The sequence below is a fragment of the Methylobacterium sp. HJ2 genome, assembly GCF_056431005.1.
This window is the reverse complement of the sequence record NZ_JBWJYM010000009.1, coordinates 128,251-150,720: the sequence shown is the minus strand read 5'-3', so window position 1 is coordinate 150,720 and position 22,470 is coordinate 128,251. Positions and strand designations below refer to the sequence as shown.

The following is a 22,470-nucleotide window of genomic DNA, read 5'->3' as shown; positions in this document are numbered from 1 at the left end:
CCCATCAGCCGCGCGCCGCCACGCTGCGCGGCGTGTAGACGTAGGACCGTCCGTCGGCGCGCGGGATGAGCCGCGTGGCCGAGGCTCCGATGATCACGAGGGTCGCCATATCGGCCGGGGCCTCGCGGGCCTCGGCCAGCGTCATCACCCGGAGCGATTCGTCCGGCCGCGTCACCGCGCGGGCGAACATCACGGGCGTCTCGGCCGGCCGGATCCCGGCAGCGATATCGAGTGCGGCGCCGAGCTGCCAGGGCCGCGCGGAGGAGATCGGATTGTAGAGCGCCACCACGAGGTCGGCCCGCAAGACCGCCTCCAGCCTGGCGAGAATGACGGGCCAGGGTTTCAGATTGTCGGAGAGCGAGAGCGCGCAGAAATCGCCGCCGAGAGGCGCCCCGAGCCGGGCGGCGGCGGCGAGCATCGCGGTGATCCCCGGCTCCACGCTGATGGCGAGGTCGCGCCAGGCCGGATCGCCGTGCTCCACAGCTTCGAAGACCGCCGCCGCCATGGCGAAGACGCCGGGATCGCCGCCGGAGACCACGGCGACGCGCCGGCCCGCGGCGGCCAGCGCGAGGGCTTGGCGGGCGCGGTCGACCTCGACGCGGTTGTCGCTGGCGTGCCGCGTCAGGCCTGGCCGCTCGGGCACGCGGGCGACGTAGGGGATGTAGCCGATCAGATCCTGCGCCGCGTCGAGGGCGGATTGGGCGGAGTGCGTGAGCAGGCCGGGATCGCCCGGTCCGAGGCCGATGACGGTGACGCTGCCTGCCGCTGCGGAGTCGGTCACGGGCGCCGGCCCTCGCCGGGCACCAGCACCATCGAGAAATAGGGCGCCGCGTCGTCGCCCTTCTCCGCGAGCGGAACCACCCGCTCGCCCGCCATCGTTCCGCGCTCGACGTAGACGGCACGTGTCAGCAGGCCGGCCTCGGCAAGGGCGGCGCGCACTTTGGGCAAGTGGCGCCCGAGCTTCATCACCACCGCGGCGTCGGTGCCGCGCAGGCGCTCCACCAGGGTCTCGGCCGGGAGGGTCGCGGGCAGCACGGTCAGCACGTCGTCGCCCCAGGTGATCGGAGTGCCCGCCCGGGTCCAGCAGCCCGACATGCCGGTGACGCCCGGCACCACCTCCACCGGGAAGCGATCCTTCAGGCGGCGCCAGAGATGCATGAACGAGCCGTAGAAGAAGGGATCGCCCTCCGATAGGATCGCCACGTCCCGGCCCGCGCCGAGATGGTCGGCGAGCTGGCCCGCCGCGTCGTCGTAGAAGGCCGCGAGCGCCGAGACGTAGTCGGGGTGCTCGGGATGGAGCTCGGTGGTGTAGGGATAGGCCAGCGCCATCTCGCGGGCGGGATCGCGCAGCACCGCGTCCGCGATGGTGCGGGCGTTGCCGCGCCGGCCCTTCTTGCAGAAATGCACGAGCACCGGCGCGCGCTCCAGCACCCGCAGCGCCTTGAGGGTGAGGTAGTCCGGATCGCCCGGCCCCATGCCGACGCCGTAGAGCGTGCCGGTGACGACGCAGGCCTGCGCCTCCGCGCTGCCGCGGATCTCCGCCTCGATGCCGCCCGCCTCCATCACTCGACCTCGTGCGCGAGCGCGTTGACCGCGGCGGCCGTCATGGCGCTGCCGCCGCGGCGGCCATGCACCACCACGAAGGGTACGCGCCCGTCCCGGGCGAGCGCCTCCTTGGATTCCGCCGCGCCGACGAAGCCGACCGGAATGCCGATCACCGCCGCCGGCGCGCCGACGCCCTGGTCGAGCAGCTCGAGCAGGCGGAACAGGGCGGTCGGCGCGTTGCCGACGGCGACGACGCTGCCCGGCAGGTGCTCGCGCCAGAGCTCCATCGCGGCGGCCGAACGGGTGGTCCCCATCTCGGCGGCGAGCCCCGGCACGCGGGGATCGCCCAGCGTGCAGATCACCCGGTTGTCGGCGGGCAGGCGGCTGCGGGTGACGCCGTCGGCGACCATGCGCACGTCGCACAGGACCGGCGCGCCCGCGCGGAGCGCCGCCTCGCCCTTCTCGGCGAAGTCGTCCGACATCTCCACGTCGCGCGGCAGGTCGGTCATGCCGCAGGCATGGATCATCCGCACCACGACGCGCTCGGCCGTGCCGGACCAGCGGGCGAGGTCCGATTCCGCTCGGATCATCGCGAAGGATCGGGCGTAGATCGCGCCCCCGTCGCGCAGGTAGTCGAGGCGCGCGCTCATGTGTTCGTCCCAGGGAAGATGTCGCCGAGAAGGCCGTTGGTCTTGGTCGTTGCGGCCCCTCTTACGCGTTCCAGCACGACCTCGAAAGCCAGCCTTTCGCCGGGAGGATCGCCCGGCGCGCCGTCGGTCAGGACGCCGTAGAGGCCGCCTTCGGCGACGAGCGTCAGAGCAGCCCGGCGCGGCTCGGCGCAGCCCTTGCGGCACCCGGAGACGTGGGCACTCAAACCGCGGGCGGCGAAGGGCCGGAAAGCCTCGGCGAGGCGAGCGGCGTCATGGAGCGTCGGAGTCGATCCCGAGGCGCAGGCCGGCGCACCGGGGCAGGCCGCGACGGCGCGGCGCGGATCCTCGGCGGCGACGATGAAGTCCTCCGCGAGGCGCGCGAGGAGGCGTTCCGCGCGCGGCGCGGCGAGGGCGAAGACGAAGCCGCGGCTCGGCGACAGGCGGACGGCGTCGGTGCCGTCCGCCGCATCCGCGAGCCGATCGAGCGCGTCGGCGCCGCAGCGCCCGAACGGGGCGTCGACGGCGACGAGCACGCGTCCGTCGCGCAGGGGATGCAGGCCGGCGCAGGCCGTGGGCTGCGGCGGGGAACGCTGCGGAAGGGGTGCGCCGCCGATCTCGGCAACCAGCGCGGCACGCGCCGGCCCGGACAGGTCGCGCACCCGCCGCGCGCCGCTGGCGCCGAATCCGCGCAGCAGGATCGCCACCGCCCCGGCGATGTCGGCCTCCGGACGCTCGGCGATCCAGGCCGGGCCGTCCTCCGTCGCGAGCCCGATGGCGGCGCGTCCCGGCGCCGTGGCGCGCACGGCGATGTCGGCCTCGGCCTCCCGCAGGCCGCTGGCTCCCCCCGTCTCGATCGCCACCAGGGTCTTGGCGGGCAGCGGCGATACGGCGAGGCCCGCCGCCTCGACGCGGCACGCCAGCGCGACCCCGTCGATCCATGCCTCCGGGTCGAGGCCGCAGAGCGGGCTCGTCAGCGTCAGGCGCTGCGGGCCGCCATCGCGGCGGCGGTCGCCGAGGCCCGCCGCGGTGAGGCTCTCGGCGAGGGCGCCCTGCGTCGCCGCGCTCACGCCGCGGATCTGGAGATTGGCCCGCGCCGTCACGTCGACATGGCCGTTGCCGTGGCGGCGCGCGCCCTCGGCCACGGCCCGGACCTGGGCCACGGTGAGACGGCCGAGCGGCGGGTGGATCCGGGCGAGGAGCCCGTCCCCGGTCGGCATCGGCCGGGCGAGGCCCGGGCACCAGCCGCGGCGGGAGGCGGCCTCGGGCAGGCTGCGGCGCGGGGCGCTCACTCGGCCGCCTCCGGCAGGAGCGCATCAGCCGGCAGGGCGTTGCGGCGGGAGATCCAGAGGCCGCGCGCCCGCGCCTCGTCGAAGCGTTCGAGAATGGCGCGCGTCGCGGCCGGGTTGGCGCTTCGGATCCGCTCGAACACCTCGGAATCCGCGATCCAGGCGCCGTAGAGACGGTCGAAATCGGCATGCGCCACGGCGTCGGTCGTGGCCGCCAGCACGAAGACCGCGTCGAGGCCCTGCGCCAGCTCCTGCGCGCCGCGGTAGCCGTGGCGGAGCTGTCCGGCAATCCAGTCGGGATCGGCGAGGCGGGCGCGGACGAGGCGCGCCGCGTCCTCGCGGGCGGTGCGGGCCTTCGGCCGCTCGGGCTCGGAGACGTCGAGGCTGTAAAGCGCGGGGCGGCCGCCGGTCAGGGCCGCCGCGGCGGCGAGCCCGCCCATCGCGTCGGCGGCTGCGTCCCCGTCGAGGAGGTCGCGCTCGGCCACGTCGAAGGCATGCACGTAGGCGTCCGCGCGGGCGACGCGCTCGGCGAAGGCGCCGGAGGGCTCCGCCGCATCGCCGTAGGCGTGGTCGCTGGCCTCGAGATAGGCCTCGCCCAGATCGGCGCGGGTCTCCCAGGCGCCGTCGAGGGCGGTCTCGGCCGCCCCCGCGCCGAAACGGCCGGGGGCGGCGCCGAAGACGCGCGAGCCGTCCTCGCCCCGGCGGCGGGCGGCGGCGAGGGGGTTCTCGTCGTCCGCCTCGTCCCGCGCGGCGACCGCACGGGCGGCGCGGTCGATCAGCGCCAAAGTGTCCGGGAAGGTGTCGCGGAAGGCGCCCGAGATCCGCACCGTCACGTCGATGCGCGGCCGGTCGAGGAGAGCGAGGGGCAACACCTCGAACCCGGTGACGCGGGTCGAGGCGTGGTCCCAGGTCGGGCGCACGCCCATCAGCGAGAGGGCGTGGGCCACCTCCTCGCCGCCCGTGCGCAGCGTCGGCGAGGCCCAGAGGTCCATCACGATCCGCTCGGGATAGGCGCCCTCGTCCTGGAGGTAGCGCGTCACCACCGCGTCGGCGGCGCGGGCGCCGAGGATCGCGGCCGCCCGCGTCGGCAGCGCCCGCGGATCGAGGGTGGTGAGATTGCGGCCCGTGGGCAGCACGTCGGCCCGGCCCCGCGAGGGGGAGCCGGAGGGCCCCGGCGGGACGAAGCGGCCGTCCAGCGCCGCGCGCAGGTGGCGCCGCTCGGCCTCGGCGCTGGCCTTCCGGGCCGGCGCGGCCCCGTCCGGCGCCCGGCCGAAGACGTGCAGCCCGTCGCGGAACGCCGTCTCGCCGAGGTCGCAGAGATGGGCGTCGAGCCGCGCCAGGGCGTCCGCCATCGCGGTCCCGGGCGCGATGCCCGCACCATCGAGCAGGCCCAGGGCCTCGGCATCCTCCAGGATCCCGCGGGCGATCAGGTCGGCCCGGCGCGGATCGAGCACGCTCGCGGCGGAATATTCCTCGACCTGCTCGCGCAGGCGCATGGTCTGCGGGTCGCGCCCGCCGCGCTGGATCTCCGGCGTGAGGTGTCCGAGCGCGATGCCGCCGAGCCGCCGCTTCAGGGGCGCGGCCTCGCCCGGATCGTCCACGATGAACGGGTAGATCACCGGCAGCGCGCCGACCGCGAGCGCCGGCCAGCAGTCTGGCGACAGCGCGACCGCCTTGCCGGGCAGCCACTCGGTCGTGCCGTGGGTGCCGAGATGGATCAGGGCGTCGAAATCGGTCCGCAGCCCGAGATGGAAGGCCAGAAAGGCGTGCGTCGGCGGCTCGTCGGGGTCGTGGTAGCCGGCCTTGCGATCGGCGCCCCGCCCGCGCTCCGGCTGGAGGAAGACGCGCAGACCGCCCGGCGTTGGCCGGTCCGCCGCGGCCCGGACGCTGCGGAACCGGAACGCGCCGTCGCGGCAGGCCGGATCCTCCGCGGGGGCTCCCCAGCGCGCGTCGAGAACCGCACGGGCCGTCTCGGGCAGGGTGGCGAGCCAAGCCTCGTAGGCGGCGAGCGGGATGGCGACATCCGGCTCGCCCTCGGTGAGCGCCCGCATCAGGGCGGCATCATCGGGCAAAGGGCCCGCCGCGTAGCCGGCCGCGCCGAGATCCGCCGCGATGGCGCGGGCGCTCGCTGGCGTGTCGAGGCCGACGGCGAAGCCCGCACGCCCGCCCCGGGCCGGATAGTCGGACAGGACCAGGGCGATCCGGCGCGCCCGGGCAGGCAGCCGCGCGAGACGGATCCAGGCCGCAGCGCGCTCGGCCAGGGCGTCGATGCCCGGCTGATAAGGCATCGCCCGCCGCTCGGCGAAACCCTCGACCTCGGCGCTCTCCTCCTTGAAGGAGATCGGGAAGCCCGAGAGCCGCCCGTCGAACTCGGGCAGCGCCACCTGCATGGCGAGGTCGGCCGCGCCCATTCCCCGCGCCGAGGCCTCCCAGGCCTCCCTTTTCGATCCGAGGGTATAGGCCTGCAGCACCGGACAAGAGGCCTCGTCGAGGACGAAGCCCGCATCCTCGCGGGCCGCGAAGGCCGTGGCGGCGACGATCAGGTCCGGGCGCCGCGCCCGGATCGCCGCGCGCACCGCCTCCACCGCCTCCGGGTCCTTCAGGCTCGACACGGCCACCATCACGGAGCCGATCCCGCGCCGGCCCAGAGCCGCGATCAGGGCGGCGGCCGGCCCGAGATCGCCGCCGAGGGCGGCCGAGCGATAGACCAGGACGAGGGCGTGGCCGCGGGCCTCCGGCATGACGGTGGCGCCGAGGGCGAGCGCGTGGGGAAGCCTCACCGGGCCGCAGCCGGGACAGCAGGGGAATCCGCGGGGCAGGGGAGCCGGGGGCTCGACGGCGAGCGCGCGCCCGGTCTCGACCGCGAGCCGCCGCAGCATCTGGCGGAGGTTGGCCGGCCCGCCGGCGCGGAAATAGGCGTCGAGCACGGGAGCGAGCTCCGGCGCCGTCGTGAAGGCGTCGAGCCGGGGGTCGGGCCGGTCGTCGCCCGGCAGCACCACGAGGCGGATGCCGCGCGCGCGCGCCGCCGCGGCGCAGCGCTCGATGCCGTAGCGCCAGTAATCGAGGCCGCCGAGGCAACGGATCACCACGATCCTGGCCTTGGCCACCACCGTCTCGACGTAGAGGTCGACCGACATCGGATGGCGCAGGCGCGCGAGCTTGGCCAGCCGCAGGCTCGGCATCGCCGCGCTCTCCGCCGCGAGGGCGTTGGCGACGCCGAGGAGGTCGGAATCCGTGAAGGAGAGCAGCACGATCTCGCCGGGCGCCTGCCCGAGATCGACGGCCGCCTCGCCCTCGTCGAGGGAGACCGTATCGATGCGGATCAGGTGCATGTCAGGCCGCCGGGCCCGGCGGGACATCCCCGGCGAGCCGCACGGAGCCCGGGAAGGCGACGCCCACGCGTTCGAAGCGCTCCGCCTGGCCCTCCTGCCCGGCGGAGACCGCCTCGTCGCTCATGGGTTCGTGTCTGCGGTCGCGCATCCGGGTTCGCTCAAGCGGGCGACGAGACTGTACCGCGGCCGCCGGGCAACGCCTAACCGGCCAGGGCGGCGGCCACCGCGTCGCGGTCGAAGCCCTTGAGACCGATCACCACGAGCGTGCCGTCGCGCGCCTCGGTGGCGCGCCAGGGCCGGTCGAAATGGTGGCTTACCCGGCGCCCGACACCCTGGACCACGAGGCGCATCGGCTTGCCCTCGACAGCGGCGAAGCCCTTGATCCGCAGCACGCCCGCCGTCTCGGCGGCCCGCTCGACGCGGGCAGCGAGGTCGCCGGGCGTCGCGGCGGGACGGATCGGCAGGGCCACCGTCTCGAAGTCGTCGTGGTCGTGGTCCTCGCCCGCGCCGTGATGCGAGGGGCGGGCGTCGAGGTCGTCCTCGGCGGCGGCGGCGAGGCCGAGGAGCACCCGCGGATCGATCGCGCCCCGCTCGGTCTCCACCACCTTCACGGCACGCGGCAGCTGCGCCTCCACCTCAGCGCGAACCCGCGCGCGGGTCCCGGCGTCGATCAGGTCGGCCTTGTTGAGCACCACGAGATCGGCGCAGAGGAGCTGGTCCTCGAACACCTCCTCCAGGGGATTGTCGTGATCGACCGCGGAGTCGGCGGCGCGCTGGGCGGCCGAGGCCTCCGGGTCGTCGGCGAAGACGCCGGCGGCGACGGCCGGGCCATCCACCACCGCGACGACGCCGTCCACTGTCACCCGGCCGCGGATCGCCGGCCACTGGAAGGCCTGCACGAGGGGCTTGGGCAGGGCGAGGCCCGAGGTCTCGATCAGGATGTGCTCCGGCGGATCGGCCCGGTCGAGCAGGCTCGTCAGCGCCGGCACGAAATCGTCGGCCACGGTGCAGCAGATGCAGCCGTTCGGTAGCTCGACGATCGACTCCTCGGTGCAGCCCTCGACGCCGCAGGCGGCCAGGAACGACTTGTCGAAGCCGACATCGCCGAACTCGTTGACCAGGATGGCGAGGCGGCGCCCGCCGGCGTTCTCGATCACGTGGCGCACCAGGGTCGTCTTGCCGGCTCCGAGGAAGCCGGTGACGATGGTGCACGGGACCTTGCTGACGATGCTCATGCGGGTCTCGGCGTTCTCACTCCGCGCGGGGCGGAAACGGGGGAATGCGGGCGATCACGCCCGTGCGGAAGGCCTTGGGGCGCTGCTTCCACGGAACGATGCCGTCGGGCGTCCCGGCATAGAGGCCGACGCCCTCCAGGATGGTCCGCGCCGACTCGGCCGGGTCGAGATCGCCGTAGACGTAGGTCCAGCGGTCGTGGGCAGCGACCGCGACGGTGCAGGGCCGCTTGCAGACCGAGAGGCACTCGACGCCCTCGATGCGCAGGTCCGTCCCCTCTTGCGCGGCCGCGCGGAGCGCCTCGAGCAGGCGTGCGCCCGCGCGCGGGCCGTCCGGATCGTCGCCCTCGGCCCGGCAGGTCGTGCACACGTAGAGGATCGTCGCCTCAGCCACGCGCCCGGCCCTCACGCGCCGGGGCAGAGCGGCCGAAAGCCTGCCAAGCCCAGCCGAAGGCGAGCCCGATCACCGCCCAGAACACGAAGCCGACCGCGAGCGAGCGGGCGGCGAACTGCGCGGCGAGGCCCGCGGGCAGCTCGGACTTGGCTGCCGCCACCTCCGGCGCGCCGGCGATGTGGGGCGCCACGATCAGCACGAGCCCGCCCGCGATGGCGATCGCGCTGCGGCGGATCGCGATGAGATAGAGGCCCATGCCGGTCGCCGCGGCCGTCATCGCCCACCAGGCCTGCCGGGCGGCGAGCGGCGCGGCCTCGCTCCCCGGAAGCTCCGGCGGCAGGCCGAGGGCCGGCGCCAGGGCGACGCTGAGGAAACCCGCCACCGCGAAGCCGAGCGCCCGCTCGGGCGTCGGGTCGCGTCCGAGCGCCAGCATCACGGCGCCGAGGAGCAGCGCGTAGCCCACGCCGCCGACGAGCGTCGCGAGCCCGGTGAACACCATGCGCGGCAACCCCTCGCCGGGCTGCCACTCGGGCGCGGATTCGGGCGCGGCGTGGTCGTGCGCCGGAACGGCGTGCGCCAGCACGATCGGCAGCGTCCGAGCGGCCTGTGCATCGTGCGTCTCGAAGCGCTCGGCCGCGATGATCAGCGGGGAGGTGAGGGCGATCTGGAGGCCTGTCGCGACCACGGCCGCGAGGAAGCCGGCGGCGAGCGCCGCCGACAGGAGCCGGACAATCATGAAGCGGGCTGCTTCAGGCGGTCAGTGGCAGGGGAAGTTCTGGGTGTGCCGGAAATCGTGCGCCGCGTTGTGCAGCGCCGAGGCCGGCGAGAAGCCCGCGAGGAACACGAGGCCGAGCCCGAGGCAGGCGGCCAGCAGGACGGCGCCGAGGCGCTCGTTCGTGCGGGTGCCGGCGAGGGTCTGCGATTGGGTCAGCGTCGTCATGGTCTGGCGTCTCCGGCCGCCCCACCGGCGGCGTTCGAGGAATGGTCGGGGGACGGCAGGTCTCCTGGCTCGCGGATCCTCGCGCCTGCCGCCTTCCCGGCTCTCGCCGGTGGCCTCTGGCAGGAACTCGCCGCTTACAGTTGCGGGGGCAGCCGCGGAATCGGGTTTCCCCTCACCGCATTCCCTTTTTCACCCTCTCGCGAGGGCACCGTCCTCGATCGGTCATAGCCTGTCGCGGTCCCCCGCACAACGCGCCTGCGGCCCCGACGGCTTTGACGATCGCGTCATGCCGGGGCAAAGGGGCGCATGCTTCAGACCGAACCGCGGATGACATTGGTGCTCGGCGGCGCGCGCTCGGGGAAGAGCGCCTACGCGGAGGCGCTGATCGAGCGGAGTCCGGCGCCCTGGCTCTACCTCGCCACTGCCGAGATCTACGACGCGGAGATGCGCGCACGCATCGACGAGCACCGTGCGCGGCGCTCCGCCGCCTGGATCACCCGCGACGTGCCGCTGGCGCTGCCGGAGGCGGTGGCGGCGGCGGCCGGCCCGGTGCTCGTCGATTGCCTGACGCTGTGGCTCACCAACCTGATCCTGTCGGAGGCCGACGTCGAGGCGGCGAGCCTCGCCCTGGGCGAGGCTTGCGCCGCCGCGGCCGGGCCGGTCGTGCTCGTGGGCAACGAGGTCGGCCTCGGCATCGTGCCGGACAACGCCCTCGCCCGCCGTTTCCGCGACGCCGCCGGCCGGCTGCACCAGCGGCTCGCCCGGCAGGCCGACCGGGTGGTGTTCACCGTTGCGGGCCTGCCGATGATCGTGAAACCTGCCGGAGGCCTGCCGTGACCGACATCGTGACCACGCAGAACGCGGAGGCCCAACGCCACCGCGAGAAGATGGCGAACCGCAAGGCGGTCCAGGATGCCGAGGTCGCGGGCAAGACGATCGAGAAGGGGCTTCTGATCGTCCATACCGGCCCGGGCAAGGGCAAGTCGACGGCGGCGCTCGGGCTGATGCTGCGGGCGCTCGGGCGCGGCTGGCGCGTCGGCATGGTGCAGTTCATCAAGGGCGGCTGGGACACGGGCGAGCGCCACGCGGTCGAGGTCTTCGGCGACCGCGTCTCCTGGCACACGCTCGGCGAGGGCTTCACCTGGGAGACGCAGGACAAGGCGCGCGACATCGCCGCCTGCCGGGTGGCCTGGGAGCGGGCGCTGGCCCTCATGGCCGAGCCGAGCCTGCGCCTCCTCGTCCTCGACGAGCTCAACATCGCGCTCCGCTACGCTTATCTCGACCTCGACGTGGTGCTGGCGGCGCTGCGCGAGCGCCGCCCCGATCTGCACGTGGTGGTGACGGGCCGGAACGCGAAGCCGGCGCTGATCGAGGCCGCCGACCTCGTCACCGAAATGGGCAGCGTGAAGCACCATTTCGCCGCCGGGGTGAAGGCGCAGGAGGGCATCGAGTTCTGATGCGCCGGCGCCTGGAAGCGGTCCGCCGATGACCCGCGCGCTGATGATCCAGGGCACCGGCTCCGATGTCGGCAAGTCCCTGATCGTGGCGGGCCTCGCCCGCGCCTTCACCCGGCGCGGCCTGAGGGTGCGCCCGTTCAAGCCGCAGAACATGTCGAACAATGCCGCCGTCACCCCGGACGGGGGCGAGATCGGGCGGGCGCAGGCCCTCCAGGCGCGGGCGGCGGGCGTGGCGCCCTCGGTCCACATGAACCCGGTGCTGCTGAAGCCCCAGAGCGAGGTCGGCTCCCAGGTCGTGGTCCAGGGCCGCATGGTCGCCACCGTCCAGGCGCGCGACTACCAGACCTGGAAGCCGAGGCTGATGCAGGCCGTGCAGGCGAGCTTCCAGCATCTGCGCGCCGAGGCCGATCTCGTGCTGGTGGAGGGGGCGGGCTCGGCATCCGAGGTGAATCTGCGGGCCGGCGACATCGCCAATATGGGATTCGCGCGGGCGACGGGCACGCCGGTGATCCTCGTCGGGGACATCGACCGCGGCGGCGTGATCGCGAGCCTCGTCGGCACGAAGGCGGTCATCGACCCGGCCGACGCCGCGATGATCGCGGGCTTCATCGTCAACCGGTTCCGCGGCGATCCGAGCCTGTTCGCCGACGGCATGGCGCTGATCGCGGACCGCACCGGCTGGCCGGCGCTCGGCCTCGTGCCGCATTTCCCCGAGGCGGCGCGCCTGCCGGCCGAGGACGTGCTCGGGCTGGCGGGCTCGACCGGGACGGCCGCCCGGCGCATCACGGTGGCGGTGCCGGTGCTGCCGCGGATCGCAAATTTCGACGACCTCGACCCGCTGCGGGCGGAGCCGGCGGTGAACGTGGTGCTGGTCCGGCCGGGCGAGGCGATCCCGGGCGACGCCGCTCTCGTGCTGCTGCCCGGGTCCAAGACCACGATCGACGACCTCGAGGCCTTCCGGCGCGAGGGCTGGGACATCGACCTCCGGGCGCATCGCCGCCGCGGCGGCCACATCCTGGGCCTCTGCGGCGGCTACCAGATGCTCGGGCGCAGCCTGAGCGACCCGCACGGCATCGAGGGCGAGCCGCGCACCGTGCCGGGCCTCGGCCTCCTCGAAGTCGACACCGTGATGACCCCGCTCAAGCGCCTGGAGGCGGTGGAGGGCCGGACCTGTGCCGACGCCGTGCCCCTGTCGGGCTACGAGATGCATGTGGGCGAGACCAGCGGGCCCGACGTCGCGCGCCCGCTCCTCCGTCTCTCGGACGGACGCGCCGACGGTGCGGTCTCGGGCGACGGGCGCGTCTGCGGCACCTACGTGCACGGGCTCTTCGCCGACGACCGCCAGCGGGCGGCTTGGCTCGCGCGCCTCGGGTCAGCCTCGGACGGCGCATCCTACGAGGCGGGGATCGAGCGCGTGCTCGATGCCCTCGCGCGACACCTCGAGAGCCATGTCGATTGCGACAAGCTGCTCGCCCTGGCGCGCTGACTTGCCGGGAGACTAGGATTTTGCCGGTCCGACGAGAAGGCCGCACCGAGGAAGCCCGATGACGACGCCCCCTCCGCACATCGACGCGCGGCTCGCGCACGACACGGTCCGGACGGTGACGCTGCGACTGATGCCGCTGCTCGGCCTGATGTACCTGATCGCCTACATCGATCGGCAGAACATCTCCTACGCCAAGCTCCAGATGGTGGGCGATCTCGGCCTCAGCGAGACCGCCTACGGGCTCGGCGCGTCGCTGTTCTTTCTCGGCTACTTCCTGTTCGAGGTGCCCTCGAACGTGATCATGGAGCGGGTCGGCGCCCGGCGCTGGTTCGCCCGGATCATGTTCACCTGGGGCCTCGTCACGCTGCTCCTCGGCTTCACCCAGAACACCGTGATGTTCTACGCCCTGCGCTTCCTGCTCGGCGTGGCCGAGGCCGGCTTCTTCCCCGGCGTGCTGTTCGCCCTGACCCTGTGGTTCCCGCAATCGCACCGGGCCCGGATGATCGGCTGGTTCATGATCGCGAGCGCCATCGCCAACGCGGTCGGCGCGGCGATCGGCGGCGCCTCGCTAGACCTCGACGGGACCCTCGGCCTGAAGGGCTGGCAATGGGTCTTCGTGGCGACCGGCGTCCCGGCGCTGGTGCTCGCCCTCGTGGTGCTGCGCATCCTCCCGGACGGGCCGGAGCGGGCGCCCTGGCTCTCGCGCGAGGGCCGCGACTGGCTCGCCCGCACCCTCGTGCACGAGCGAGAGACCGGGGGCCAGGTCGAGCACGGCAATCCCTTCGCGGCGCTGCTCGATCGGCGGGTCTGGATGCTCGCCTCGGTCTACGTCGCCTTCCCGCTCGCCGCCTATGGCCTGAGCTACTGGCTGCCGACGGTGGTGAAGAGCTTCCAGGTCTCGAACACCGTGAACGGCTTCATCAACGTGATCCCCTGGATCGTCACCGCCCTCGCGCTCTGGTGGGTGCCCCGCCGGGCGGCGCGCTCGGGCGACCAGATCTGGCACGTGGTGGTGCCGGGGCTCGTCGCCGCGCTCGCCCTCGTACTCAGCGCCGTGCTGCCGGGCGCGGTGCTGCCGTTCGCCTGCCTCTGCGTCGCGGCCGCCGGCGTGTTCTCGGCCCAGCCGGTGTTCTGGTCGCTGCCGCCGACCTTCCTGAAAGGCGCGAGCGCCGCCGCGGGCATCGCGGCGATCAACTCGGTGGGCAATCTCGGCGGCTTCGTCGCGCAGAACGTCGTGCCGTTCATCCGCGACCGCAGCGGGAGCGACCTCGCGCCGATGTTCTTCCTCGCCGGCTGCCTCGCGCTCGGCGCCTGCCTGATGTTCGTGGTGCTCTCCGCGCTTCGCCGCGACGCGGCGCGCCGCGAGAAAGCGGTCGGGACGGCACCGCGCGCCGCCTGAACTCAGGCGGCCAGCGCAAGCGCGGCCGAGGCCGCGGCGAGGATCCACAGCAGCAGGCAGGCGATGCGGTAGAGCCCGAGCGCCCGGTCGATGTCGTCGGCCCCGGCCGCGGCGCGCCCGTCGCCCATCCAGGCGTCGTCCACCGGCGTGCCGGCATAGATCCGCGGCCCGGCCAGCGCGAGGCCGAGGGCGCCCGCCATCGCCGCCTCGGGCCAGCCGGCATTGGGCGAGCGATGGCGCCCGGCATCGCGCCGGACCGCCGCCATCGCCCGCCTCGCATCCGCCGCCCGCGTCGAGCCTTTCGGGTGCGCCAGCCGGAGACGGGCCGCCGCGACGATGAGCCCCGCGCTGAGCCGCGAGGCCGGCAGGTTCACGAGATCGTCCAGGCGAGCCGCGGCCCAGCCGAAGGCTTCGTAGCGCGGGCTCCGGTGCCCGATCATGCTGTCGGCGGTGTTGATCGCCTTGTAGAGCGCCCCGCCGGTCAGGCCGCCGAGGCCGATCCACAGCGCCGGCGCCACGATCCCATCGGAGAAGTTCTCGGCGAGGCTCTCGATCGCGGCGCGGCAGATCGCGGCCTCGTCGAGGGTCTCGGGATCGCGCCCGACGATCATCGATACCGCCCGCCGCCCGCCGGGCAAGCCCTCGGCGCGCAGGTCCCGCGCCACCCGGGCCACGTGCTGGTGGAGGCTGCGCTGGGCCGGCAGGCTGGCGGCGAGGAGGGCGACGGGCAGGAGGCCGAATTGCGGACCGCCGATGGCCGCCACGGCGGTGAGAGCGATGGCCGCTGCGGCAACGACGCCGAGCAGGATCGCGAGCGCCAGGACGCCGCCGCAGCGCCGCCGGACCGGTCCGCCGCGGTTCAGGCCGCGCTCCAGGCCGGCGATCAGGCCTCCGATCCAGGTGACAGGATGCCCGACCGCCCTGTAGAGCGCGTCCGGATAGCCGGAGGCCGCCTCGATCGCGAGCGCGAGGGCGAGGATGACGAGCGTGTCGGGCGGATGGGCGAGCGCGGTCCAGAACATCGGCTAGGGGCTGGCGTGGAGGAGGCCGTCGCGCATGGCGGTGATCTCGATGCCGCGCGCGCGCTGTTCCCGGAAGCGCCCGGGCCCTGGATCGACCTCTCGACCGGCATCAATCCGGTTCCCTACCCGGCTCCCCCTTTGGAGGCCAGCCTGTGGCACCGCCTGCCCTCGGCGGCCGACGACGCCGCGCTCCGGGCTGCGGCGGCCGAGGCTTACGGCGTCGCCGATCCGGCTTGCATCGTCCCGGCGCCCGGCACCCAGATCCTGATCGAGATCCTGCCGCGCCTGCGCCCGGCTGGACGTGTTGCGGTGGTGGGCCCGACCTACGGCGAGCACGCGGCCGCCTGGGCCCGCGGGGGACACGCCGTCCGCCTCGTCCCGGATCTCGACGCGGTGGCCGAGGCCGAGGTCAGCGTGGTCGTGAATCCGAACAACCCGGACGGCCGGGTCTGGCCCGCGGACGCGCTGATCCACCGCGCCGAGCGGCTGCACGCGCGCGGCGGCCTTCTCGTCGTCGACGAGGCCTTCTGCGACCTGGAGAACGCCGAGAACCTCGCGGCCCGCCTGACGCCGGGCCTCGTGGTGCTGCGCTCCTTCGGAAAGACCTACGGGCTCGCGGGCCTGCGCCTCGGCTTCGCCCTCGCCGAGCCGGGCGTTGCGCGCGGTATCGCCGCCGCGCTCGGGCCCTGGGCGGTCTCCGGTCCGGCCCTGGCGATCGGGCGGACGGCGCTCGCCGACCGGGCTTGGCGGGACGCCGCGGCGGCGGCGCGCGGCGCCGACGCCGCCCGCCTCGACCGGATGATCCGGCGCGGCGGCGGCACGGTCCTCGGCGGGACCTGTCTGTTCCGGCTCGCGCGCTTCGCGGACGGACCGGCGACGTTCCGGCGACTCGGCGAAGCCGGGATCTACGTGCGGCGCTTCGGCGACCGGCCCGAGGCGTTGCGCTTCGGCCTGCCCGGCTGCCGCGAGGACTGGTGCCGGCTGTCGCGGGTCCTGAAATAGGCCCCGCTCAGGCCCGGCCGTTCCGGTCGAGCAGGGTCACGAGCAGCGACAGCGCGGCGAGGACGAGGCCCGTGGCGCAGACGCCGGGCCAGCCCGCGATCAGGAAGGCCTGCGAGCCCGCGAAGGCCCCGAGCGCCCCGAACACGAACATCGCGGTGAACAGCACCGTGTTGAGACGGCCGCGCGCACCCGGCACCAGGGCGTAGACGCGCGTCTGATTGGCGATCAGGGCACCGTTGATGCCGATGTCGATGAGCAGGACGCCAAGGCCGACGGCGACGAGAGACCACGTGCCGCCGATCCACAGCACCACGAAGGCCGCGACCACGAGCAGGGCCCCGCCGATCACCACGGGCCGGGCACCGCGCCGGTCGGTGAACCGGCCGGACAAGGGGGCGACCAGCGCGCCCGCGACGCCGATGACGCCGAACAGCCCCGCGCCCGCCGCATCGAGGTTGAAAGGCGCGGCCTCGACGAGAAGCGCCAGCGTGACCCAGAAGGCGTTGAAGCTCGCGAACAGGAGGGCCTGGGCGAGGCTCGCGCTGCGCAACGTCGGCTGGGTCCTCGCGAGATAGAGGATCGACAGCATCAGCGCGCGCCAGCGCAGCGGTCGCGTCTGGGGCGTGTGCGGCAGGGTCGCCGCGGCGATGCCCGCCATGGCCACCGCGACGCCCGCCGCCGCCAGGAACACCGCCCGCCAGCCGAGATGCGCGCCCACGAACCCGCTGATCGTCCGCGCCAGCAGGATGCCCGTGAGCAGCCCGGTCATCACCTGCCCGACCACTCGGCCGCGGGTGGCGTCGGGCGCGAGCTCGGCCGCGAACGGCACCGCCTGCTGCGCCGCGGAGGACAGGATGCCGATGAACAGGCTGGCCAGGGCAAGGCCCGCGAGGCTCGGGCTGAGGCCGGCGGCGACGAGGGCCAGCGCCAGGGCGAGGAGCTGGCCGATGATCAGGCGCCGCCGCGGCAGCGAATCGCCGAGTGGCACGAGGCCGACGATGCCGAGCCCGTACCCGACGAGACAGGCGGTCGGCACCCAGAGCGCGGCCCGGGCGCCGAACTCGGCGACGAGCAGGGCCAGGAGCGGCTGGTTGTAGTAGATGTTGGCCACCGCCCCGCCGGCGATCAGGGTGAGGCCGAGCCGGGCCCGTCCCGTGAGGCCGCCGCCGAGGCTTTCGGGCGCACGCGCCTGGAATGCGGTCATCGGCGATCCTTCCGAATGGGAATTGTGCGCGCCCATAGGACGGAGCGTCGCGCGAATCGCCTTGGCGTCCGGCGCCCGACTTAGCAACCGGTCGCGCCGCAGAGCTGCCCCGCCCGGTCGTCGCAGGCCGCTGACGATCCGGTTTCGACCGCCCATATAGCGTTCTCAGGGGCTCATCCGCCCGCGCCGCGTGCCTCCACCCGCTGCCCTCTTGGCGAGCGGGCCGCGATCGTCTCTTATGACGACGATCCTAAGGAGCGCTCTCGCGGCCGCACTCGGCGGATCCCATCACGACAGGGAGCTTGGCGTGGCGAACTACCGCATCGAGTTTGCGAAGGAGATTCTCGGCGTCCCGTTCACGGTCGGCTCCGTGGGCATCCAGCACGCCCGCGACCCCGGCCGCGCCCTGAGGGCGGCGGAGCTGCGCTTCGCGCGCCAGCACGGGATCGGCGATTGGCGCGAGCGGGCCGACCGCGCCGTGCTCACCGAATCGGGCGGCGACCGCGACTGAACCGCACAGGGCCGGAGGCCGGGCGGCCCGGGCGTCGCACCCCCGTCACACCGGGCGTGTCGCTGTCGGGACGGGCGCGGCGGCTCTGGCGGCCGGCCGACGATCGCCATAGAACGGCAACGCTTGCGCCGACACGCCGTGAGGCCCGTCCGGCCGAGGCCGTGCATGGGGCTTGCAGCGGGCGCGGGCATCCTGTCCGGGAGCGAGGTTCGGGCGAGGCATGGCGGCGACATCCTTCTTCGGCGACCTGCTGCAGACGATCAGCGATCGCGGGCGCGACCTCATCGGCATCGGTCGCGGCGACATCGTCGCCCGGGCGAGCGCGTCCGATCTCGTCAAACTCTGCGACGACCTGATCTCCCGCCGCGGCGAGGCCTCCGGCGTCGCCCTGGCCCGGCTGATCCTCGACCGCTACGCCACCTTCGCGCCGGCCGACCGGCAGGCTTTCCTGAGCCACGTCGCGATGGATTACGGGGCGGAGCACATGGCGGTGGCGGCCGCCATCGCCGCCTACGAGGCGGAGCCGACGCGCGCGCGCCTCGGCGCGCTGCAGGAGGCCGTGGAGCCCCGCAGCCAGGAATTGATCCGCCGCCTCAACCTCGCGCAGGAGGGGACGCTGTCGCTGGTGCGCATGCGCGAGGACCTGTTCGAGCTGCGCCGGCACCTGCGCCAGAGCGCCGACAGCCCCACCGACCTTCTCGACGCGGTCGACAGTCTCGACCGGGATTTCGAGCACCTGTTCGCCTCGTGGTTCAACCGCGGCTTCCTGGTCCTGCGCCACATCGACTGGACGACGCCGGCCCATATCCTCGAGAAGATCATCCGCTACGAGGCGGTCCACGAGATCACCGGCTGGGACGACCTCAGGCGTCGCATCGAGCCGCCCGACCGGCGCTGCTTCGCCTTCTTCCACCCGGCGCTGGTGGACGAGCCCCTGATCTTCGTCGAGGTCGCGCTCACGAGCGGGATCGCGCCGGCCATCGCGCCGATCCTGTCGCACCAGCGGGAGGCCCTGCCCCTGCGCGGGGCCAACACCGCGATCTTCTACTCGATCTCGAACTGCCAGAAGGGGCTCGCCGGCGTCACGTTCGGCAACTTCCTGATCAAGCAGGTCGTCGAGGATCTCGCCCGCGAGATCCCCGGTCTCAAGACCTTCGTGACGCTCTCGCCGGTGCCGGGCTTCTCGGCCTGGCTCGACCGCGAGCGCCGGGCCGATGCGCCGCAGGCTCTGACGCGCGAGGATGCCGCGGCCCTCCGCCTCCTCGACGACCCGGACTGGTGCACGGACAAGGTCAAGGCGGAGACGGTCCGCAAGGCCCTGATCCCCGCCGCGGCCGCCTATTTCCTGCGCGCCAAGAACGATCGCGGCCGGCCCCTCGACCCGGTGGCCCGCTTCCATCTCGGGAACGGCGCCCGGCTGGAGCGGATCAACTTCCTCGGCGACGTGTCCGGGAAGGGTCTGCGGCAATCCTACGGGCTGATGGTCAATTACCTGTACGACCTCACGGCGATCGAGAAGAACCACGAGACCTACGCCAATCTCGGCACCGTCGCGGCGTCCGGCGCCGTCTCGCGGGAATTGCGCGCGAACTTGCCCAGCGCCCGGGCGGTCGCGCTGGCCGAGGCGTAGGACGGGCGGGCGACCGCCCGGGCAGCGCGCAGGAGGGAACAGATGCAGAGTTTCGTGCGGGCCAAACTTCACGGCATCCGCGTGACGGGCGCCGATCTCAATTATCACGGCTCGATCACCCTCGATGCCGATCTCTGCCGCGAGGCGGGGCTCGATCCGCTGGAATTCGTCGAGATCTGGAACAAGATGTCGGGCGCACGGATCAGCACCTACGTGCTCTACGGTCCGGCCGGGTCCGGCTGCTGCATCCTGAACGGCGCCGCGGCGCGGACCTGCCAGGTCGGCGACGAGGTGATCATCGCCTCGGCGAGCTACGGCAGCATCGAGGACGTGATCGCCCACAAGCCCCGCGTCCTGATCTTCGGCCCGGGCAACAGGGTGACCGACCGGGTGATCTACGACGTCTTCCGGGACGGCGAGGGATGCCTCGACATGCGCATCCTCGAGGCCGGAACCGGCAGCGAGGAGGCCCCGCGCCTCGCCCAGAACGTCCGGGTGGCCTGAGCCGCGCAAAGCGATGAATGCCGCGCCGCCAGGACCCGGATTCCTCCGATCGCTTCTCGGGGACCGACGCATCGCGGCCATGCTCGGGCTCGGCTTCAGCTCGGGCCTGCCGTTCCTGCTCGTCTACGTCACGCAATCGGCGTGGCTCTCGGAAGCGAAGGTTCCGGTCGGGATCCTCGGGCTTCTGAGCGAGCTCACCCTGGCCTACAAATTCAAATTCCTCTGGGCCCCCTTTCTCGACCGCTACGACGCCCCGCTCCTCGGGCGCCTGCTCGGGCGTCGGCGCGGGTGGATCATCGCCTCCCAGATCGGCGTGATGCTCACGCTCGCGGGCGTCGCCTTCGGCGATCCGGCCAATTTCCTGGCCTGGACCGTGGTGTTCTCCCTGGCGCTGGGATTTGCCGGCGCGACGCAGGACGTCGTGATCGACGGCTGGCGGATCACGGCCGCGCCGGTGGAGATGCAGGCGCTGATGTCGTCCTGGGCGGAGGTCGGCTGGCGCATCGGCAATCTCGCGGCGGGAGCCGGCGCCCTCTACCTCGCCGATGCCTATGGCTGGCGGGCCGCCTATCTCTGCATGGCGGCGCTGATGGCGCCCGGAATGGCGGCGGCGCTGCTGGCACCCGAGCCGCCGCTCGACCGGAGCGCGTCGCGCACCGAACCGCAGAGCCTGTCCCGCACGATCTGGGCCCCGATCCGCGAATTGCTCGGGCGTCTCGGTCCGATGGGCCTGCCGATCCTTCTCATGGTCGCGGGCTTCCGCATGCCGGGCTACGTTTCGAGCGCCATGGCGATGCCGCTGTTCAAGAGCCTGCACTACACGAACACCGACATCGCCACGGTGACCAAGCTCTTCGGCTTCGGCGTCGCGCTCGCCGGAACGTTCCTGGCGAGCGCGATCGTGCCCCGGATCGGCATCATGGCCAGCCTCCTGCTCGGCACCGTCGCGGGCTCAGCCTCGCATCTGAGCCTCGCCTATCTCGCCGCGCATGGCGGGGACGGGGGCAGCGCGTTCTGGACCTTCGCCATCGCGGTCAGCGTGGACAGCTTCGCCTACGCCTTCGCGTCGATCGTGCTCATCACCTACATGTCCTCGCTCGCCGCGAGCGAGCACGCGGCCAGCCAGTACGCCCTGCTCACCTCGCTCTGCGCGCTCCCCGGGAGCCTACTCGCGGGCACGTCGGGCTTCCTGGTGGAGCGGATCGGCTTCACCGGGTTCTTCGTCGGGACCTCGCTGATCGGGATCCCGGTGGCGCTGCTGAGCTGGTACGTCCTGCACCAGCACAGATCGGATCGCGCGGCGGCAGCCTGACGGGACAGGCCCCGCAGCTTTTCGAAATCGTAGCCCTTTTCGTTCGAGACTATTCGGGTTTTCCGATCATCGAGACGGGCCCATCTTCCCGCCATCCGGTCGCCGCCCCCGGCGATCCCTGACCGAGATGGAGCCGATCATGACCCGCCTTGCCCTCACAGCCGCCCTCACCCTCGCGCTCTCCGCCGGGACGGCGCTCGCCCAGAGCTACACCGCTCCGGCCGGCATCCCGACCGCTGCCGCTCCGGGCGGCGCCGTCGAGCGCGGTGCCGCGCCCCAGGGATGGACCCTCACGCCCGAGCGCTACGAGGCGCTGACCACCGGCACGATCGGCCACGGCCCGCATCGTGCCGCCCGCCGCTGAGCCCGGCCGCATCCCGACCCGACGCCCGGCCCCGGCGGACCCGACCCTTCCCGGGACCGGGCGGGCGGACGAGACCTCGCCTCCGATCTCGCCGATGGCCGTTTGATCGGCGATCGGCGCCGGGCTTGCTTCCTCCGCGCGGACCTCGCCGTCGAGGCCGTTTCGAGGGATGCCGGAATGCGAGCGCGATGAAGGGCCCGGGTATCCCGACCCTCGACCAGCTCCGCGTCTTCCTCGCCGTGGTCGAGAGCGGAGGCTTCGCGGCCGCCGGGCGCCGGTTGAACCGCGCGACCTCGGCGGTGAGCTACGCGATCGCCAATCTCGAGGCGCAGCTCGGCCTGCCGCTCTTCGATCGGGTAGCAACCCGGCGCCCGCAGCTCACCGAGGCCGGCCGCGCGGTCCTCGCCGAGGCGCGGACGGTGGACCACAGCATCGACGCCCTGCGCGCCAAGGTGTCCGGGCTCCTGGAGGGCCTCGAATCCGAGGTCAGCGTCGCGGTGGACGTGATGCTGCCGACGGCACGGCTCGTCGAGGCCCTGCGGGCCTTTCAGGCGGCCTTTCCGACGGTCGATCTGCGCCTGCATGTCGAGGCGCTCGGCGCCGTCACGCAATACGTCGTCGAGAAGCGCGCCGTGATCGGCATCAGCGGGCCCATCGAGACCGGCATCCACATCATCGAGCGGATCGGCGTCGGCGCGGTGGAACTGGTGCCGGTCGCGGCTCCGAGCCATCCCCTGGCACGGGCCGCCGGGAACCGGCCGGGCACCGCGCGGGACCATATCCAGCTCGTGCTGTCCGACCGCTCGTCCCTGACACAGGGCCGGGATTTCGCGGTGGTGGCGACGCATACCTGGCGCCTCGCCGATCTCGGGGCCAAGCACGCGCTGCTGCTCGCCGGCATCGGCTGGGGCAGCATGCCGGCGCCGATGATCGCAGCGGACCTTGCGGCCGGCCGCCTCGTCGTGCTCGACATTCCCGAGGCGATGCAGCGCCGTCTCAACTTCAGCGCGATCCATCGCACCGACACGCCGCCGGGCCCGGCGGCGCGTTGGCTGATCGAACGCTTCCTCGCGCAGGCCGACGAGAAGGCCGCGAGGCCGGAACTCCCGGCACCGAGCACCCGCTGTCGACCGGGGCAAGCGGAGCCGACACCCTCGGCGTCCTCCTGACGGGCGGCGCGGGCGTCTGCGCCGGGCGGGA

23 protein-coding genes and 1 riboswitch are annotated in these 22,470 nt (G+C 73.5%); of the genes, 11 read left to right on the top strand and 12 right to left on the bottom strand.

The annotated features are described in order from the left end of the window. Positions 1-4 precede the first annotated feature (4 nt). From cobJ to ACS5RC_RS20855, 10 genes are all read right to left on the bottom strand, one after another. Complete coding sequence (gene cobJ, locus ACS5RC_RS20900) at positions 5-781, bottom strand: precorrin-3B C(17)-methyltransferase (RefSeq protein WP_478345836.1); 777 nt, start codon at positions 779-781, stop codon at positions 5-7. After that, positions 778-1,563, bottom strand: a complete 786-nt coding sequence (locus ACS5RC_RS20895; protein WP_478345944.1) for a precorrin-2 C(20)-methyltransferase — start codon at positions 1,561-1,563, stop codon at positions 778-780. Before ACS5RC_RS20895 ends, cobJ begins: the two co-directional genes overlap by 4 nt. After that, positions 1,563-2,195 (bottom strand): precorrin-8X methylmutase, encoded by a 633-nt coding sequence (locus tag ACS5RC_RS20890; RefSeq protein ID WP_478345835.1) that lies wholly within the window; start codon positions 2,193-2,195, stop codon positions 1,563-1,565. Before ACS5RC_RS20890 ends, ACS5RC_RS20895 begins: the two co-directional genes overlap by 1 nt. Beyond that, positions 2,192-3,484, bottom strand: a complete 1,293-nt coding sequence (locus tag ACS5RC_RS20885) for a precorrin-3B synthase (RefSeq protein ID WP_478345834.1) — start codon at positions 3,482-3,484, stop codon at positions 2,192-2,194. Before ACS5RC_RS20885 ends, ACS5RC_RS20890 begins: the two co-directional genes overlap by 4 nt. After that, positions 3,481-6,813 carry a cobaltochelatase subunit CobN gene (cobN, locus tag ACS5RC_RS20880; protein ID WP_478345833.1) on the bottom strand — a complete coding sequence of 1,111 codons (3,333 nt, stop codon included), beginning with the start codon at positions 6,811-6,813 and terminating at the stop codon, positions 3,481-3,483. The genes ACS5RC_RS20885 and cobN overlap by 4 nt, the downstream gene beginning before the upstream one ends. A 1-nt stretch (position 6,814) precedes the next feature. Continuing rightward, entirely contained in the window at positions 6,815-6,937 is a 123-nt protein-coding gene (locus tag ACS5RC_RS20875) for a hypothetical protein (protein ID WP_478345832.1), read from the bottom strand. A gap of 76 nt (positions 6,938-7,013) precedes the next feature. Then, a complete protein-coding gene (gene cobW, locus ACS5RC_RS20870; RefSeq protein WP_478345831.1) occupies positions 7,014-8,048 on the bottom strand; it encodes a cobalamin biosynthesis protein CobW in 1,035 nt (344 codons plus the stop codon). A 16-nt stretch (positions 8,049-8,064) separates the two neighbouring features. Beyond that, positions 8,065-8,439, bottom strand: coding sequence for a DUF1636 family protein (locus tag ACS5RC_RS20865; RefSeq protein WP_478345830.1), 375 nt, complete (start codon positions 8,437-8,439; stop codon positions 8,065-8,067). After that, a complete protein-coding gene (locus ACS5RC_RS20860; protein ID WP_478345829.1) occupies positions 8,432-9,175 on the bottom strand; it encodes a CbtA family protein in 744 nt (247 codons plus the stop codon). Before ACS5RC_RS20860 ends, ACS5RC_RS20865 begins: the two co-directional genes overlap by 8 nt. Before the next feature lie 21 nt (positions 9,176-9,196). Continuing rightward, on the bottom strand, positions 9,197-9,379 hold the full coding sequence (locus ACS5RC_RS20855) for a CbtB domain-containing protein (RefSeq protein WP_478345828.1): 183 nt from the start codon (positions 9,377-9,379) through the stop codon (positions 9,197-9,199). A gap of 37 nt (positions 9,380-9,416) precedes the next feature. Next, positions 9,417-9,607, bottom strand: a riboswitch (cobalamin riboswitch). Between the two features lie 78 nt (positions 9,608-9,685). Between ACS5RC_RS20855 and cobU the strand changes: the two genes are divergently transcribed. The 4 genes from cobU to ACS5RC_RS20835 are packed head-to-tail and all read left to right on the top strand — an operon-like array spanning position 9,686 to position 13,721. Then, positions 9,686-10,216 (top strand): bifunctional adenosylcobinamide kinase/adenosylcobinamide-phosphate guanylyltransferase, encoded by a 531-nt coding sequence (gene cobU / locus ACS5RC_RS20850; RefSeq protein ID WP_478345827.1) that lies wholly within the window; start codon positions 9,686-9,688, stop codon positions 10,214-10,216. 5 nt (positions 10,217-10,221) lie between these two features. Next, positions 10,222-10,836 carry a cob(I)yrinic acid a,c-diamide adenosyltransferase gene (cobO, locus tag ACS5RC_RS20845; RefSeq protein ID WP_478345943.1) on the top strand — a complete coding sequence of 205 codons (615 nt, stop codon included), beginning with the start codon at positions 10,222-10,224 and terminating at the stop codon, positions 10,834-10,836. A 28-nt stretch (positions 10,837-10,864) separates the two neighbouring features. Continuing rightward, positions 10,865-12,322: a cobyric acid synthase gene (locus ACS5RC_RS20840; RefSeq protein ID WP_478345826.1), complete on the top strand. Its 1,458-nt coding sequence runs from the start codon at positions 10,865-10,867 to the stop codon at positions 12,320-12,322. Between the two features lie 58 nt (positions 12,323-12,380). Beyond that, complete coding sequence (locus ACS5RC_RS20835; RefSeq protein WP_478345825.1) at positions 12,381-13,721, top strand: MFS transporter; 1,341 nt, start codon at positions 12,381-12,383, stop codon at positions 13,719-13,721. Positions 13,722-13,723: 2 nt separating this feature from the next. Here the strand turns inward: ACS5RC_RS20835 and cbiB are convergent, their stop codons facing one another. Then, entirely contained in the window at positions 13,724-14,743 is a 1,020-nt protein-coding gene (gene cbiB, locus ACS5RC_RS20830; protein WP_478345824.1) for an adenosylcobinamide-phosphate synthase CbiB, read from the bottom strand. Here cbiB and cobD point away from each other — a divergent pair. After that, a complete protein-coding gene (cobD, locus tag ACS5RC_RS20825; protein WP_478345823.1) occupies positions 14,720-15,745 on the top strand; it encodes a threonine-phosphate decarboxylase CobD in 1,026 nt (341 codons plus the stop codon). The genes cbiB and cobD overlap by 24 nt on opposite strands. Before the next feature lie 7 nt (positions 15,746-15,752). Here cobD and ACS5RC_RS20820 read toward each other — a convergent pair whose 3' ends face one another. Further along, entirely contained in the window at positions 15,753-16,949 is a 1,197-nt protein-coding gene (locus tag ACS5RC_RS20820; RefSeq protein ID WP_478345822.1) for an MFS transporter, read from the bottom strand. A 307-nt stretch (positions 16,950-17,256) separates the two neighbouring features. Between ACS5RC_RS20820 and ACS5RC_RS20815 the strand changes: the two genes are divergently transcribed. From ACS5RC_RS20815 to ACS5RC_RS20790, 6 genes are all read left to right on the top strand, one after another. Further along, complete coding sequence (locus tag ACS5RC_RS20815) at positions 17,257-17,460, top strand: hypothetical protein (protein WP_478345821.1); 204 nt, start codon at positions 17,257-17,259, stop codon at positions 17,458-17,460. Between the two features lie 220 nt (positions 17,461-17,680). After that, entirely contained in the window at positions 17,681-19,090 is a 1,410-nt protein-coding gene (locus ACS5RC_RS20810) for a malonyl-CoA decarboxylase (RefSeq protein WP_478345820.1), read from the top strand. Between the two features lie 42 nt (positions 19,091-19,132). Further along, positions 19,133-19,594 (top strand): aspartate 1-decarboxylase, encoded by a 462-nt coding sequence (gene panD / locus ACS5RC_RS20805; RefSeq protein ID WP_478345819.1) that lies wholly within the window; start codon positions 19,133-19,135, stop codon positions 19,592-19,594. Positions 19,595-19,607: 13 nt separating this feature from the next. Continuing rightward, a complete protein-coding gene (locus ACS5RC_RS20800; protein WP_478345818.1) occupies positions 19,608-20,906 on the top strand; it encodes an AmpG family muropeptide MFS transporter in 1,299 nt (432 codons plus the stop codon). A 139-nt stretch (positions 20,907-21,045) separates the two neighbouring features. Beyond that, positions 21,046-21,270, top strand: a complete 225-nt coding sequence (locus ACS5RC_RS20795; RefSeq protein ID WP_478345817.1) for a hypothetical protein — start codon at positions 21,046-21,048, stop codon at positions 21,268-21,270. Positions 21,271-21,458: 188 nt separating this feature from the next. Next, the gene (locus tag ACS5RC_RS20790; RefSeq protein ID WP_478345816.1) at positions 21,459-22,439 is read left to right on the top strand and encodes a LysR family transcriptional regulator; all 981 of its coding nucleotides are present in this window, start codon (positions 21,459-21,461) and stop codon (positions 22,437-22,439) included. Positions 22,440-22,470 lie beyond the last annotated feature (31 nt).

Coding starts and splice junctions, on each gene's coding strand:
- cobN (WP_478345833.1), bottom strand. CDS start 6,813: ATGCACCTGATCCGCATCGATACGGTCTCCCTCGACGAGGGCGAGGCG.
- ACS5RC_RS20875 (WP_478345832.1), bottom strand. CDS start 6,937: ATGAGCGACGAGGCGGTCTCCGCCGGGCAGGAGGGCCAGGCGGAGCGC.
- ACS5RC_RS20795 (WP_478345817.1), top strand. CDS start 21,046: ATGACCCGCCTTGCCCTCACAGCCGCCCTCACCCTCGCGCTCTCCGCC.
- cobW (WP_478345831.1), bottom strand. CDS start 8,048: ATGAGCATCGTCAGCAAGGTCCCGTGCACCATCGTCACCGGCTTCCTC.
- cobD (WP_478345823.1), top strand. CDS start 14,720: ATGGGCGAGCGCGGTCCAGAACATCGGCTAGGGGCTGGCGTGGAGGAG.
- ACS5RC_RS20860 (WP_478345829.1), bottom strand. CDS start 9,175: ATGATTGTCCGGCTCCTGTCGGCGGCGCTCGCCGCCGGCTTCCTCGCG.
- ACS5RC_RS20800 (WP_478345818.1), top strand. CDS start 19,608: ATGAATGCCGCGCCGCCAGGACCCGGATTCCTCCGATCGCTTCTCGGG.
- ACS5RC_RS20895 (WP_478345944.1), bottom strand. CDS start 1,563: ATGGAGGCGGGCGGCATCGAGGCGGAGATCCGCGGCAGCGCGGAGGCG.
- cbiB (WP_478345824.1), bottom strand. CDS start 14,743: ATGTTCTGGACCGCGCTCGCCCATCCGCCCGACACGCTCGTCATCCTC.
- ACS5RC_RS20820 (WP_478345822.1), bottom strand. CDS start 16,949: ATGACCGCATTCCAGGCGCGTGCGCCCGAAAGCCTCGGCGGCGGCCTC.
- ACS5RC_RS20810 (WP_478345820.1), top strand. CDS start 17,681: ATGGCGGCGACATCCTTCTTCGGCGACCTGCTGCAGACGATCAGCGAT.
- panD (WP_478345819.1), top strand. CDS start 19,133: ATGCAGAGTTTCGTGCGGGCCAAACTTCACGGCATCCGCGTGACGGGC.
- ACS5RC_RS20835 (WP_478345825.1), top strand. CDS start 12,381: ATGACGACGCCCCCTCCGCACATCGACGCGCGGCTCGCGCACGACACG.
- cobU (WP_478345827.1), top strand. CDS start 9,686: ATGCTTCAGACCGAACCGCGGATGACATTGGTGCTCGGCGGCGCGCGC.
- ACS5RC_RS20840 (WP_478345826.1), top strand. CDS start 10,865: ATGACCCGCGCGCTGATGATCCAGGGCACCGGCTCCGATGTCGGCAAG.
- ACS5RC_RS20790 (WP_478345816.1), top strand. CDS start 21,459: ATGAAGGGCCCGGGTATCCCGACCCTCGACCAGCTCCGCGTCTTCCTC.
- ACS5RC_RS20855 (WP_478345828.1), bottom strand. CDS start 9,379: ATGACGACGCTGACCCAATCGCAGACCCTCGCCGGCACCCGCACGAAC.
- ACS5RC_RS20890 (WP_478345835.1), bottom strand. CDS start 2,195: ATGAGCGCGCGCCTCGACTACCTGCGCGACGGGGGCGCGATCTACGCC.